General features: G+C 37.2%; 14 protein-coding genes. All 14 read left to right on the forward strand.

The features are described 5' to 3' along the window. Nucleotides 1-4 precede the first annotated feature (4 nt). The 14 genes from E1919_RS09515 (at nt 5) to E1919_RS09580 (ending at nt 14827) form a co-directional block, all read left to right on the forward strand. Nucleotides 5-988 (forward strand): GDP-mannose 4,6-dehydratase, encoded by a 984-nt coding sequence (locus E1919_RS09515; RefSeq protein ID WP_162053124.1) that lies wholly within the window; start codon nt 5-7, stop codon nt 986-988. Then, nucleotides 972-2081: a glycosyltransferase family 4 protein gene (locus E1919_RS09520; protein ID WP_162053125.1), complete on the forward strand. Its 1110-nt coding sequence runs from the start codon at nt 972-974 to the stop codon at nt 2079-2081. Before E1919_RS09515 ends, E1919_RS09520 begins: the two co-directional genes overlap by 17 nt. Nucleotides 2082-2248: 167 nt before the next feature. After that, on the forward strand, nt 2249-3226 hold the full coding sequence (locus tag E1919_RS09525) for a glycosyltransferase family 2 protein (protein ID WP_202915886.1): 978 nt from the start codon (nt 2249-2251) through the stop codon (nt 3224-3226). A gap of 26 nt (nt 3227-3252) precedes the next feature. Further along, nucleotides 3253-4005: a glycosyltransferase family 2 protein gene (locus tag E1919_RS09530; RefSeq protein WP_162053126.1), complete on the forward strand. Its 753-nt coding sequence runs from the start codon at nt 3253-3255 to the stop codon at nt 4003-4005. After that, the gene (locus E1919_RS09535; protein WP_162053127.1) at nt 4002-4955 is read left to right on the forward strand and encodes a glycosyltransferase family A protein; all 954 of its coding nucleotides are present in this window, start codon (nt 4002-4004) and stop codon (nt 4953-4955) included. Before E1919_RS09530 ends, E1919_RS09535 begins: the two co-directional genes overlap by 4 nt. A 1-nt stretch (nt 4956) precedes the next feature. Continuing rightward, nucleotides 4957-5817 (forward strand): glycosyltransferase family 2 protein, encoded by an 861-nt coding sequence (locus E1919_RS09540; RefSeq protein ID WP_162053128.1) that lies wholly within the window; start codon nt 4957-4959, stop codon nt 5815-5817. Further along, nucleotides 5804-7045, forward strand: a complete 1242-nt coding sequence (locus tag E1919_RS09545) for a glycosyltransferase family 4 protein (RefSeq protein ID WP_162053129.1) — start codon at nt 5804-5806, stop codon at nt 7043-7045. Before E1919_RS09540 ends, E1919_RS09545 begins: the two co-directional genes overlap by 14 nt. Nucleotides 7046-7076: 31 nt before the next feature. Then, nucleotides 7077-8258, forward strand: coding sequence for a glycosyltransferase family 4 protein (locus E1919_RS09550; protein WP_162053130.1), 1182 nt, complete (start codon nt 7077-7079; stop codon nt 8256-8258). A gap of 12 nt (nt 8259-8270) precedes the next feature. Beyond that, nucleotides 8271-9170, forward strand: a complete 900-nt coding sequence (locus E1919_RS09555) for a glycosyltransferase family 2 protein (RefSeq protein WP_162053131.1) — start codon at nt 8271-8273, stop codon at nt 9168-9170. A gap of 36 nt (nt 9171-9206) precedes the next feature. After that, a complete protein-coding gene (locus E1919_RS09560; protein ID WP_162053132.1) occupies nt 9207-10175 on the forward strand; it encodes a glycosyltransferase family 2 protein in 969 nt (322 codons plus the stop codon). Next, nucleotides 10175-11197: a glycosyltransferase gene (locus tag E1919_RS09565; protein WP_162053133.1), complete on the forward strand. Its 1023-nt coding sequence runs from the start codon at nt 10175-10177 to the stop codon at nt 11195-11197. Before E1919_RS09560 ends, E1919_RS09565 begins: the two co-directional genes overlap by 1 nt. After that, nucleotides 11197-12432, forward strand: coding sequence for a glycosyltransferase family protein (locus E1919_RS09570; RefSeq protein ID WP_162053134.1), 1236 nt, complete (start codon nt 11197-11199; stop codon nt 12430-12432). The genes E1919_RS09565 and E1919_RS09570 overlap by 1 nt, the downstream gene beginning before the upstream one ends. After that, nucleotides 12429-13670 (forward strand): glycosyltransferase family protein, encoded by a 1242-nt coding sequence (locus tag E1919_RS09575; protein ID WP_162053135.1) that lies wholly within the window; start codon nt 12429-12431, stop codon nt 13668-13670. The genes E1919_RS09570 and E1919_RS09575 overlap by 4 nt, the downstream gene beginning before the upstream one ends. 122 nt (nt 13671-13792) lie before the next feature. Beyond that, a complete protein-coding gene (locus tag E1919_RS09580; RefSeq protein ID WP_237144206.1) occupies nt 13793-14827 on the forward strand; it encodes a glycosyltransferase family 4 protein in 1035 nt (344 codons plus the stop codon). The last annotated feature ends 195 nt before the right edge of the window (nt 14828-15022 follow it).

The following is a 15022-nucleotide window of genomic DNA, read 5'->3' on the forward strand; positions in this document are numbered from 1 at the left end:
TTAAATGGAAAAATACCTTGTAACTGGTTTTTCAGGCTTTGTAGCAAAGCATTTTCTTGATTTTCTGGACGAGCAGGAAGTACCTGCTTATGTGTTAGGTGTAGATATTCATCGACCGGAGTTCAATATATATGGTTTTAAATACGTTAGGTGTAGTTTTGAAAGAACAGATCTTTTAGACAAAGACCAGGTAGACAATATAATCTACCAGTTTCAGCCTTCCTACATCCTTCATTTAGCGTCATTCAGTAGTGTTGCCTTCAGCTGGAAAAACCCGGTAGCTAGCTTTGCAAACAATACAAATATTTTCCTAAATCTCCTGGAAAAGGTACGTGGCATGAACCTGGACTGCCGGATTCTTTCAATTGGCTCTTCTGAAGAATACGGTAACGTACATGCTGAAGATATGCCACTCAAAGAGGAGCATCCCCTAAATCCAATAAGTCCCTATGCAGTAGCAAGAGTTTCACAGGAAATGCTTTCAACTGTATATGTAGAGGGTTATGGAATGGATATAGTGATGACCCGTTCTTTCAATCATATAGGTCCTGGTCAAAGGGATTTATTTGTTATTTCATCTTTTGCCAAACAGTTGGTTTCCATGGCCAGGATAGAAGGTAAAGCACATTTAGTTACAGGTGATACCTCCATTATCCGGGATTTTGTTGATGTCCGTGATGTTGTAAGAGCATATTATTTATTACTTAAAAAAGGTAAGAAAGGGGAAATTTATAATATCTGTAGCGGTACCGGAACTACCTTGAAAGAAGTCCTGGACAAAATGGGAATGATTTTGGGTACTGAGGTGGAGAATCAGGTTAATGAAAAGTTTATAAGACCAAATGATAATCAAATCATTATAGGGTCGAATGACAAAATAAAAGAAGCTATAGGTTTTGAGCCAAGTATACCCTTAGATGAAAGCTTAAGAGACATTATAGAGTATTGGAAAGAGCAAATTGAGCAAACGCATGAAAATACTTTATGACCACCAAATTTTTGTTGCTCAAAAGTTTGGTGGTATAAACCGTTACTACCAAGAAATAATGCAGTTGAAGGGAGCTGCAACAGAAGTTGCCTCTATCAATCCTGAATTGTTCAGGCCAGTAAAATCAAAAGTCAAAACTGATTTAGTCTCGAGAGGTACCCGGTTCCTCAAAAGGACAATGGGTTTGCATGAACAGAATAACACCCCTCTGTTTCCTGAAGAAGCTTTTAACATTATTAAAAGTGGAGAATACGATATTTTCCACCCCACTTATTATGATCCATATTTCCTGGATTTAACAGATAAGCCGTTTGTATTAACGGTTTATGACATGATACATGAGATTTTTAAAGAATATTTTGCTTTAACAGATCGTACATCACATAATAAGTTGCTGCTTTGCCAAAAGGCAAAACATATCATAGCCATTTCTCAAAATACTAAAAATGACCTTATAGATATCTTCAATTTGCCTGAAGATAAAATCACGGTCATTCCATTAGCATCAAACTTTGATTCCGTGATACCTGTGCAACCACAAAATACAGAAGGATTAAAAAAGTATATTCTGTTTGTCGGTACCAGGCACATATACAAAAACTTTTACTTTCCTGTAATTGCCTTATCGGAACTACTTAAAAGCGACGAAGAGCTACAATTATTATGTACAGGGCACCCGTTTACTAGTGATGAATTTTTATTTTTTAGAGATTTAGGTATTCTGAACCAGGTCCTACATATTTATCCTGAGAACGATAATGAACTTTCCTGGCTCTACAGACATGCTGCCCTTTTTATTTTCCCTTCTTTATATGAAGGGTTCGGCTTTCCAATGCTGGAAGCCTTTGGAACTGGCTGTCCGGTTATAGCTAGTAATGGAGGATCTTTACCAGAAGTCGGTAATAATGCCGCTCTTTATTTTGACCCGAAAAGTATACAAGAGATACAGGATGCTGCGCAAAAGGTGCTGTATGATACAAAGCTAAAGGAATCTCTTGTAAAGAATGGAGAAGCCCAGTTAAAAAAATTCAACTGGGAAACCTGTAGAGCTGAAACTTTAGCAGTTTATAAAAAGGTGTATAACATGACATAAAAGCACCTGCCAGTTGGTTAGGTTTGATGTAATGTGATTCTAACGTAAATTTAAAGTATCATAAAATTTTAGTTATTATAAACTGTGAAGGCAGACATAATAGCCATTTTGCTATTAGAACTACAGGACTGCTGCAAAATTTTCCGAGATCATTAAACATTTACGTTTTGTACTTACCTAAAATATCAATCATCACACCGAGTTTTAATCAAGGGGAATACATTGAACAAACTATTCTATCAATAATTGAACAGGATTACCCAAATTACGAACTTATCATTATTGATGGTGGAAGTAAAGACTCCACTCTTAATGTAATCAGTAAGTATGAATCAAAAATTGCTTATTGGGTAAGTGAACCAGATAATGGTCAGGCCCATGCCATTAATAAAGGAATAGCCATGGCTACAGGAGATGTCTTTAACTGGATTAACAGTGATGATTACTTAGAACCTGGTGCTTTACATATTATAGGAGAATTCTTTTCTAAACATCCTGAAAAAAAATCATTATGTGGCTTCACGCATTGTTTTTTTGAAGAAGATAAAAAAACAAGTCATACCTATAGAATGGGTGTAGAGGCTACAACTACCGATACTATAACTCATTTTGCTATGAACCAACCCGGAACATTCTATAGGATGAGTGTTATCAAACAGCTGAATGGTGTTAACGACTCCTTGCGCTATGTATTTGATAATGAACTATGGTTTCGTTATTTGTCAAAATATGGTGCTGACAGTGTAGGTGTTACAGATAAATTATTTGCACATTTTAGGCTACATCTAAGTTCCAAGAGTGTGCATGAAGGCTTTGAATTGTTCTGGTATGAACAGAATGATATCTGGGTTCACCTGGCTGAACAGTTAAGTTTTTCTAAAGGTCTGCTTGAATGTTTAAAAGAGTTGCCACAAGCCAATAAGTACAACAGTGAGTTTTGGGATGTGAAGGAACTTGATAGGGGAGTATTAATGTCTTTTTGGTACGAGAAGTTTATTAACACAATTTTTCTTAAAGGATATCACCAGGAAGCAAAGCAGGCAATGAAGCTTTTAATCAGGAGTGGCAAATTTAAAATCTCCAGGCTTTATTTTTCACTTCTTTTTAAATTGTTTGTTGTACCGAGTGCCATACAGAAAAAGTAATGCCTATAGTTTACATAGATTGCTCAATGGCCAAGAGCGCAAATCTTTTATTCCGGCTAAAGAATAAGTGCCGTAAATTATTTGCAAAAACAGAGACTGATTACAAAAACATACCTATCATCATCAATAACTATAACAGGTTAAATTATTTGACCAGGATGATCTCCTGGTTTGAAGAAGCAGGGTACAGTAACATTTATATAATTGATAACAAATCAACCTTCGCACCTTTACTTGATTTTTATGAGCGGACGCCGCATACGGTTTATAAGTTAAATAAGAATGTAGGTTTCCTGGCCTTATGGAAAACTGTTATCTATACTCGTTTTTCTGATGACTATTATGTCTATACAGATCCAGATATTCTTCCCATTGATACTTGTCCTGATGACGTGCTTTTTCACTTCAAAAATATTCTTGATAAATATGAGCAGGTCAACAAAGTTGGGTTTGGATTAAATATTGATGATTTGCCGGATTGTTATCCTTTAAAAGAAAATGTAGTAAGATGGGAGTCTAAGTTCTGGGATAAGGAAGTTTCGCCAGGTATATTTGATGCACCCATTGATACAACTTTTGCCCTCTACAGACCAGGAGCAAAGGGTGGTTCTGAGTTGACAGCTCTAAGAACGGGATATCCATATGTTGCACAGCATCTTCCATGGTACATTGATCCTAAGAACTATAGTGAAGAAGAAATTCATTACCAGTCTTCTAGTTCTTCTGCTAGTTCCTGGACAAGTAAATTATTAGGTAAAAAAACTATATCGAACTATTGAAAGGAACATCTGCTCAATTGGGTATAGTTATTCCTGCTTATAAAGGAAACTATCTTTATCAAACTCTAAATTCTTTAGCAAACCAGACTGATAGAAGGTTTAATGTATATGTAGCTAATGATGCCGGAGACGATACTATTGAGCATACAATTGATTTATTTAGAGACCGTCTGGCAATTACGTACAAATTTTTTTCAAAAAATATTGGGTCCAAATCTTTAGTAAAAGCCTGGCATAGAGCTATAGAACTTTCTCAGGATGAACCCTGGATATGGGTGCTTCCTGATGATGATTATATCTCTGATAATTGTGTCGAGGCTTTTTATACTGCATTAGATAACAAATGTGACTTGTACAGATTTAGGTCTATTGCAGTAAATAACAATGAAGAAGTAATCTTAGCTAATGAGGATTTTAGTGGCTATGAACCTTCTTTTATAGCTTATCATAAAAAGATAAAGTTAGAAAGAATGAGTTCGCTAGCTGAATATATCTTCAGGAGGGAAAAGTTGCTTCAGATTGGTGGTTTTCCTGACTATCCTTTTGCGTGGGGAAGTGATGATATAGCCTGGTACTTGATTGGCAGAGATAATGGGATTTATGCTTTACCTAAGGGTGTAGTTTATTTAAGGCAGAGTGAACATAACATCTCTAATAATTTTGATAACAAGATTTTATTGAAGAAAATTAAAACTCAGTTTCAGATTTTCTCTGATCTAAAACTTACATCATCTTTTGAGACAGATATTTCAAAGTATGCTGACGCTGTATCATTTCATAAGGATTTAAGCTTCTACCTGTTTCATACAATCAGGTCACATAAAATAATATTCCCTATGAAAGAAGCTTTGGAAATGGCTCATTTATCGATGAAAATCTTTGGGGGAAGTTTTATGAAAAACCTGTACCGAATATTTTTGAGTAACTATAGAATACGTAAAGAAAAGTAACATGACAAAATTATCTCTCGGTGTCTGTATCTTATTTTTCGAAAAGCTAGACCAGACGATAGAGTGTATTGAAAGCTTTTATTCTGAACACTGTAATCTTTATATATTAAATAATGGTTCTCAAGCCCTAGCTTTTGAAAAACTGAAATCAAAATTCTCTCACATAAAGAACATCATATTTTTCCATTCAGATGAAAATTTAGGTTGCCCCGGCGGTAGAAGTTTTTTAATCAAAAGTACCAATGAAGATTGGTTAGTTTTTCCTGATAGTGATATAACGGTTGATCCTGCTAATTGGATAGATATTTTACAAAGGGAGATAGGGGATAAACCTGCTATAGAAGTTTTTATTCCTAGGCTATTTAATGTGCATGAAAATTCATTCGCTGCACTGAAGAAGCTGGAACTTATAGAATCTAACATTGTAGAATCAATTCCATTAGCTGGAGAAAATATCAACTGGTTTCCTGGTGGGGCCTCCTTTATAAGAAGAAGCCTATTCGATGAGGTAGGAGTTTATGATCCTAAATTATTCTGTTTCGAAGATTATGAAATGGGAATTAGAATGCTGGTTAAGAAACGCCCTATTCGCATGAGCTTTATTGAAGATATAAAATTTATACATGATCATAAGTATCAAAAAACAACACGAGATAAAAAAGCAGTTTTAGAAAGGTACAATAGTAAAAGACTAGCTGATAGTTTAGAATATTTATCTCATAAGTATTCTGTTTTTTTTGATCATAATTGGCAGTATTGGACAAATGCCCAGGTAAATCTTATGACAAAAAGTAAGAAGCGGAAATTTGTAGAAAGAATATTAGCTAAACTGATAAAGACATTAAAATATGCTAAGGCTTAAAATAGCTTTTATAAGTTATGAATACCCTCCTGATATAGGACAAGGTGGTATAGCAACTTATATCGGTCAGATAGCGTCAGCGATGGTCTCTTTAGAGCATCATGTTGAAATATTTTCCGGTAGCTACCAAAGAGAATGTTCCGAAAATTATAAAGGAGTTCTAACACATAGAATATTATGTAAGAGCCCTGACGAGTTTAGAGCAAATGTAGTTGATAAATTTAAAGAGCGGCATCATCTTGTAGGTTTTGATGTTTTTGAATGTGCCGAAATCAATGCTGATGGAGCAAAAGCCAAAGATGCATTTCCTGATTTGCCTTTAGTAGTAAAATTACATGCTCCTACCTATTTACTCATCAACCTATTGAATTTTTATACTCCTTCTTTCAGAAAGCTGCGGTTTCTTATTGGTAATCTTAGGAGAGGTGTTTGGAGGCCCTGGGGTAAACCAGATTTAACCAGAGATAAAGATTTTCTTTTTACCTCTAAAGCAGATTTAGTTCTTAGCCCTTCTTTATCATTAAAAGATATCATTGTTAAGGATTGGAAAATTCCAGAGCATAAAATAAAAGTTATACCGAACCCTTACGAACCTGCTGAAAGTGCTTTGGCGATTCCTGTCTCCAAAGAAGATAAGAAACCAATCAATATATTATTTATTGGAAAATTAAATATTCAGAAAGGGGTACTTAACCTTGCTAAAGCTATTCCTGGTGTGGTAAAAACTTATAAGGACGTAAATTTTATTTTTGTTGGTAATGATGGTCCTTCACCATTAGAAGATAAATCCATGCGATCTTATTTAGAAGGTGTTTTAAAAGGATTTAATAACATACACTTCAAAGGAGCTATCAGCCTGGAAGAAGTACCAGATTATTTAGCAGATGCTGATATCTGTGTTGTTCCTAGTCTGTGGGAAAATTTCCCCTACGTGTGTCTGGAAGCTATGAGCGCGGGCAGAGCAGTAATAGGTTCTAACAAAGGCGGCATGAGTGAAATGTTAGCTAATGATGCAGGAGTTTTAATAGACCCTACAAGTTACAAGCAAATAGAAGAAGCAATCAAATTTCTTATTCAAAATCCTGGTTTAAGAAGAGAAATGGGGAAATCAGCTAGAACAAAAGTGCTAAGGCAATACAACTTAAATAAGATTGGCAAAGAAATGGAAAAAGCATATGCAGAGGCAATTAGTTTTAAGGCAATAGGACCAAAAGTGATAAATCTATAGTATTACTTTTCCGTTACTAAAAATGACATTATTGGAGCAAAATAAACTTAAAGTTTATCATTTTCATAATGGAAGTGGGGGTGGTGTTTTATCCGTTATCATTAATATAATTAAGTATTCTGTAAATCCACTCATTGAACACCATATTATCCATGTCATAAATAAAAATAAACTTTCTGAGTTCAGGTTACTAGATATAGATGGAGCGAAAAGCGAAAACGTCTTCTTTTATAACCCCAAATCAAATTTCTATCATATTTGCAAAAGACTATCAAGATTATTGCCAGATGCCAATGCCGTAGTTGTAGCACATGACTGGTTTGAACTTGGAATGGCAACTAATTTAGGCCTTCAAAATCCTGTTGTTCAGTTTTTGCATGGGGACTATGATTATTATTATAAACTTGCTAAGAAGCACGTTAGCTCCATTGACCGATATATTACAGTTAGCAAAGTTATATATTCTAATCTATGCTCAATTTTGCCTCATGAGGCACCACGTATTTCCCGTTGTAGATTTCCTGTGCCACCTGTAAAAAGTTTAGAAAGGAATAATCAATTTCTTAAAGCTTTTTTTTGTGTTAGAAGATTAGATGACACTAACAAGCAATTTGATATCTTACCTCTCATCAATACAAAATTAAAGGAAAAAGGCATAACAGTTGAGTGGACTATTATAGGTGAAGGACTAAAGAATAAAGAACAGGAAAAAGTTTGGGGTAATAATCCTATTGTTACCCATCATTCAAGTCTTAGCAACGAGGCTGTAGTAAAACTATTACCTGAGAACGATATTTTTCTCTTACCTTCGATCAAAGAAGGCTTTCCCGTTTCCTTAGTGGAGGCGATGAAGGCTGGTCTTGTACCTTTAGTAACTAATTGGGCCGGTGCAACTGATGAGTTGATAACTCCAGGGGAAACAGGTTATTATGTAGAGGTTGGTGATATTGATGCATATGTACACTATATCACTATGTTAAATAATGATAGAGCTTTATTAAAAAAATTATCTCAAAAAGGGGAGAAACGTGCAAGAACACTGTTTGATCCATTTCTAAACGTAAAAAAAATCGAGGAGATTTTTTTTGAAGCTTTTGATACAAAAAAGAAAGATAAATTAGCTTCAAAAACCTACGGATCTAGGCTAGACCAACACTTGATACCAGATTTTGTTACTAGTACCTTTAGAAGTTTACTCGCTAGATTAAATTAATAAATAACTGAAATGGAATTTGTTAAGCCTGCTGTTAGTGTGTTGATGCCTTCTTATAACAGGGAAAGGTATATTGAAGCAGCTATGGAAAGTGTGTTGGCATCTTCCTTTCATGATCTAGAATTAGTAGTGGTAGATGACTGTTCTACGGATAGAACAGCTGACATAGCAAAGAATATCGCGGCAAAAGATCCTCGGGTAAAGGTTTATGTAAATAAAATCAATAAAGGACAATTTAGTAACAGGAACTTTGCCATAGAGTTGGCAAAAGGCAGGTACATAAAATTTTTAGATTCTGACGATATCATTTACCCGCATTCCTTACAGTACATGATTGACGCGTTAGAGCTTTACCCTCGTGCAGGTTTTGGAATTCAATATGAAATTGCTCCGCCTGCTAAGCCTTTCCCTTTTGAAATAAGTTCTGAAGATGCATATAGGCTCCATTTTTTGAAGGGCGGCCTATTATTTCCAGGACCAAGTGCAGTTATCTTTAGAAGAGAAGTACTGGATGAGTTTTCATTTAATAATAACTTTGGGTCTGTAGGTGATACCCACCTGCTATTGCAAATTGCTGCAAAATATGATGTTGTTGCTTTACCTACAAATTTAATTTACTGGAGGATTCATGATGAGCAGGCTTCAGAGGAGCAACGCACTTATGGTAAAATATTGTGGGAGAGATACCTTATGAACCAAGACATCCTGAGTTCTTCTGAAGTGCCTCTTGATAAGAGCGAATCGAATTTAATTTTACAAAAGTACAGGCGAATTTTATGCCGAAATATTGTGAAGCATAGCTTGAGACATCTAGATATTCGTTCTTTTAGTAATTGTAAAAAGAGTGCAAAGTTAGAGTGGCACGATTTTGTTGATGCCCTTGCACCAAATAGGCAACTTAAGCTAAAATAATAATCTACCCTACAGTATTAAAGCTGTTATACTATTATGCCTTACACTCCTCTGATCAGTGTTATCATTCCAGCTTATAATTCTGCAGCTTACATCTCCGATGCTATAGCATCTGTCCTTAATCAAACCTACCAGGAGATTGACTTAATAGTGGTTGACGATGGTTCAACTGATGGCACACTCGAGGAAATCAAAAATTTTAAAGATAGTCGCCTAAGATACTTTACCATAGTTAATAGTGGGCAATGTGCAGCTGCTAATTATGGATTAAGCCTTGCTAAAGGTGAATATATAAAATTTCTTGATGCGGATGATCTTATGAACAAAGACCATATAGCGGCCATGCTTAAAGCTGCTATTGAGAATGAGGGGGATCTTATTTTATGTAAGTGGGCCAGATTCTATCATAGTGTTGAAGATGCAAAGTTTGGCATCCGACCTGAATGGTCAAGTTTTGACAACTCCATTGATTGGTTTAAAGCAGCTCTTAGCGCCGGTCCAGATATGTTGCCCGTCTGGCAGTGGCTTATACCAAAAAGAATCATAGAAATCAGTGGAGGTTGGGATGAGAGTTTAGGCTTAGGTAACGACTTTGAGTTTTCTTCCAGGCTTTTGATGGCTTCCAAGGGTGTTAGTTTCTGCGAAGCTGCAAGCGTTTATTACCGTTCAGGTTTAAATTCCAACATGTCTACTGATGTCTCACCAAAAACATTCATGTCTGTTTTAAATGCTATACATAAAAGCGCCAAGGTAATATTAAGTGAAACATCCGATGCTGAAGTCAGAGATGCATTTGCGACTAAATATTTTTCATGGTTAATAACTTATTACCCTTTTTTAGATGCTGCTATAGTTAAAGCCGTTGAAGCAAAAATTAAGGAATTAGGAAAGGTGAATTATCCATATAAATGGGGCTGGAAATTTCAGGTGATTTGCAAGATTATGGGTTGGAAGGTAGCCAGAAAGCTACAATTTTATTACTATTCTAAAAGGTACAACATATAATGAATATTCTTATAGTGATGGATCCTGGTATCCTAGTACCACCCAAAGGTTATGGAGGTCATGAACGATTAGTGTACATGTTTGCAAAAGAGTATAGACGTTTAGGGCATAATGTTCATTTATTAGTAACAACAGGCTCAGAAGTAGAGGGGTGTGTGGTGCATGATTTTGGAAAGGAAGGGTTTCCTCCAAAAAAATGGAATGCTAGGAAAGCTATTCCTGTAGCTTGGAAGTTTCTATGGAAGCATCGAGACCAATTTGATTTGATCCACAATTTCGGTAGGCTGGTGTACCTGATTCCAATACTAAATCATCCGGTAAAAAAGATTATGACATACGGTAGGGAAATCAGTAGGAGAAATGTCAGTATAATTAACAAGTTACCTAATAGAAACTTAATCTTTACCGGATGTAGTAACAATTTAGTTTCCAGAGGTAATATAGCTGGAAAATGGCAAGCTGTTTACAATGCCATTGAATTTGACAATTACATTTTGAATGAATCTGTTCCGCAGGACGCTCCACTTATTTTCTTAGGAAGGTTGGAAAGAGTGAAAGGTTGCCACACAGCCATAAAAGTAGCAAAAGCTACAGGTAATAAATTGATTATTGCAGGCAACGTGTCACCTCTTCCTGAAGAACAGGAATATTTCAAAAATGAAATTGAGCCTCATATTGATAATGAAAAGGTAATTTATGTTGGCCAGGTTAATGATGAGCAAAAAAACCATTATCTTGGGAAAGCAAAAGCATTCATTTTTCCTTTAGAATGGAATGAGCCATTTGGTATGGTTATGACAGAAGCGATGGCGTGTGGCACTCCTGTCATTGGCTATAGAAGAGGATCAGTACCTGAAGTAGTAGAGGACGGTATCACTGGATATGTGGTCAATGACGAGAAGGAGATGATAGAAGCCTTACCAAAGACAAAACAAATAGATAGAAAACTTTGCAGAATCACTGCTAAGAATAAGTTCGACGTTTCTGTTGTTGCCAAAAATTACCTCAGCCTTTTCTCATAGTGGCTTATTCTGTTACTCTCATCTCATCCGGTCAACCGTCTGCCAACCCTAGATTAGTTAAAGAAGCAGTTGCTCTATCTGGTTCTGGTTATACAGTAACAGTAGTATATGTGCCCATTTCTCCCTGGGCAGATGCATTTGATGAAGTATTATTTCGGAAGCATCCTCAAATAAAATTTGTCAAAGCGGGTTACCATTCTATAAGTCAAAAGAACGGTTATATTTGGGCAAGGGCAAGGAGAAAAATCTTGTCTAAGGTATATGCTTATGCTGGTGATGTATTCAATGTAGCAGACTTCAGTACCATATTGTTTGGGCAGGAGCTGCTAAAGGCAGCAAAACAGTTTAAAGCAGATCTTTACATTGCACATAACCTGGGTGCACTACCTGTTGCTATAAAAGTCGCCCGTAAGAATCGGGTAAAAGTCGGGTTTGATGCGGAAGATTTCCATAGAGGTGAATTTAGTTCTCATGGTCTGGAAGCGCATCAAACAATTTACCTGGAGAATAAATATCTCCCTCAAATAGACTACTTATCCGTAGCAAGTCCTTTGATTGGGAAAGCCTATAAAAGTCTTTTCCCTCAACTCAAGCCTGTTGTCTTAAATAATGTGTTTCCAGCGCATGTACTTCAGCAAAATCCTTCAAGGAAAGATTTATCAACATTAAGTTTATTTTGGTTTTCACAAACCGTTGGGAAAACAAGGGGAATAGAAAATATTATCAGGGCAATGGGCCTTATTTCCGAAGTACCTATTTCATTAACTTTGCTCGGCAATGTTTCTGTCGCTATAAAGGATTATCTTATATCCATTGCCACTGAGGCGAAAATTAATCAAAACAGGATCAACTTTGTTGATCCTGTTCCTGAAGAAGAAATATTTAAACTTGCTGCTGGCTTTGATATTGGGATAGGGGCAGAGACAGTTCATTGCCTCAACAGGGAATACTGCCTTTCAAACAAAATTTTCACTTATTTGCTAGCAGGAAATGCCTTGGTTCTATCAGAAACACAGGCTCAGGAAAAATTTTTAAAAGATCATCCCTCCATTGGTTCTCTGTACAAAAATGATGACCCGGAGAGCCTTGCTTTTGTATTACAACAATATGCTCAAGACCGGAAACTTCTGAAATTACATCAACGAAATGCACGAGATTTGGCTGTGAGGGAATTAAATTGGGAGGTTGAAAGTAAAAAGTTACTAAACACTGTCGCAGCAGTTCTTGCTACATGAAAACCCTCCTTATCATATATCCCCATTGGGTGCCTTCCAACCTGGCGGGTGTGCATCGACCAAGACTTATTGCGAATTTTCTCAAAGAGTTTGGCTGGCAACCCATACTTCTCACTGTTTCTCCTGATTTTTATGAAGAAATAGCAGACCCTGATATTGCCAGAACAGCATCAAAAGATATAGAGGTGGTGTATACTAAAGCATACAATGTTACAAAGCCCAGAGTTGTGGGTGATATTGGTCTCCGGGCTTTCCCCTTCCTCTACCGAAAATCAATTGAAATAGTAAACTCAAGGAAAATAGACTTTATTTGGATTCCTATACCTTCCTTCTATAGCGCCCTATTAGGAAGGCTAATTCATTCCAAAACAGGAGTGCCTTATGGTATCGATTATATCGACCCCTGGGTACGGGATATCAGTAACCGGCAAGACTGGCGTTCAAAATTCAGCCTGTTGGTGGCAAAGTGTCTGGAGCCTATTGCTGTGAAAAAGGCTGCCCTGATATCTGGAGTTTCTACTGCTTATTACGCACCTGTACTGGAAAGAAACTTCAAAGATAATGCTATTGCGCATGTAGGCATGCCTTATGGCTTTGATCCAAACGACCACGATATCATCATTGATAAACTGAAACTTCCCTGGTCTGGAATAGATTGTGAACCTTTAGTATATGCGGGGGCTTTCCTTCCTAACTCACATCTTTTTGTAAAACTTTTATTTCAGGCTATAAAAGAACAGTTAGCGCAGGGAGCTTGGGATAAAAGGAAGCAGCTATTCTTTTTGGGGACCGGACTATATGCAGGTACCACGATTGCTGATTATGCGAAGCAGTATGACATTGAAGACATTGTGCATGAGGTGAGAGAGCGTTTTCCTTTTCTGCACGTGCTCAACTTTTTATCAGCCGCTTATGCTGTCATGATCATCGGAAGCACAGAAAAGCATTATACTCCCTCTAAAACATTTCAAGCCTTATTAAGCAAGCGTCCTGTGTTTGGCATTTTCCACCATGAGAGCAGTGCAGTTAACGTGTTGCAGGAGTGTCAGGCAACAGCCTTGCTGGTGGAGTACCAGGAGCAGGCAGATGAACAGCAATTGCGTGCAGATATCTCAGCTAAGCTTCAAGTTTTGCTCAGCGGGCATTTTAAGTGGAAGCCGGAACTAGACAGGTTGGAGAAGTATTCGGCTAAAGCGTCAGCAAAGGCCCTTGTCCAAAAGTTAGACCAGTTAGTATGAAGCGCCTCGCCATTATCACCACGCACCCAATACAATACAATGCCCCGGTATTTAAAATGCTGGCCTCGACCCAGGAGCTCGAAGTAAAAGTGTTTTATACTTTGGGCAAACCCTCTGGAGGTATGGTAGATAAAGGATTTGGCAAAGTCATAGACTGGGACATTCCGCTGCTGGAGGGCTATGCCTACCAGTTCCTTATAAATACTTCAGTAGAGCCCAGCACTTCCCACTTCAAAGGTGTTATCAACCCGACTATCATCGAGGATGTGGAAGCGTTTGAGCCAACTGACCTGTTGGTGTTTGGCTGGAGTTTTTCAAGCCATCTCCAGGTACTAAAGCACTTTAATAAGAAAGTTAACATCTACTTTAGGGGCGATTCCACCTTGCTGGATGAGACGAAAGGTTTGAAACTACTTCTGAGACGAATGGCTCTGACATGGACCTATCGCTACATTGATAAAGCTTTATATGTCGGCACAAACAACAAAAATTACTTTCTAAAGCATGGCGTAAAAGATCAGAATCTTATATTTGCACCCCATGCGATTGATAATGAGCGTTTTGGAGATGACGCACTGCATGCGAAAGAGAGCTTGCGAATCAGGAAGAACTTGGGCATTCCGCAAAATCATGTAGTCTTTATATTTACAGGTAAATTTGAGAAAAAGAAGAACCCGCTCCAGCTGTTGATGGCTTTTCTCAAATTAGATACAACGAAGAATAGCCTGCTATTTGTAGGGAATGGTAACTTAGAGTCTGAACTAGAAAAGCAAGCAACCAAACATCGCAATATATATTTTCTGCCTTTTCAGAATCAATCACGGATGCCGGCTGTTTACAGGGCTGGAGACGTACTAGTGTTGCCTTCCAGCGGACCTGGCGAGACCTGGGGGTTGTGCGTTAATGAAGGTATGGCTTGTGGCCTTCCTGTTATTGCTAGCACAAAGGTGGGTTGTGCTGTAGATTTAGTGCAGGATAGTAAAAATGGGTTTATCTTTGAAGCAGACAATGTAGAAAGTTTAGTAGGAAAGCTACAGGCTTGCTCTTCTATGAATAAAGAAGAATTAGCTAATATGGGTAAAGCATCTAAAAAAATAATTGCTAACTGGAGCTTCAACCATATTTGTGAAGCAGTAACTAGTGCTTTAGATGATTAAGTTTAAGGTATAAATGTTTTGTAGAAATCAACTTCAAAGTCAATACTTTTAAGAAAGTCCCCCTTTGAAGGTAGGGCCGTTAAGTTCTACTTAACGTAAACTAAATGGTTTGGCAAAAGGAGGTAAAGATGGAAACGAGCGGAGTTAGTTTACTGTCATGTTTGCGGGAAGTACCAGATTTTCGTCGTGCACAAG

It is taken from the genome of Pontibacter pamirensis (assembly GCF_010015475.1).
GTDB lineage: Bacteria > Bacteroidota > Bacteroidia > Cytophagales > Hymenobacteraceae > Pontibacter > Pontibacter pamirensis.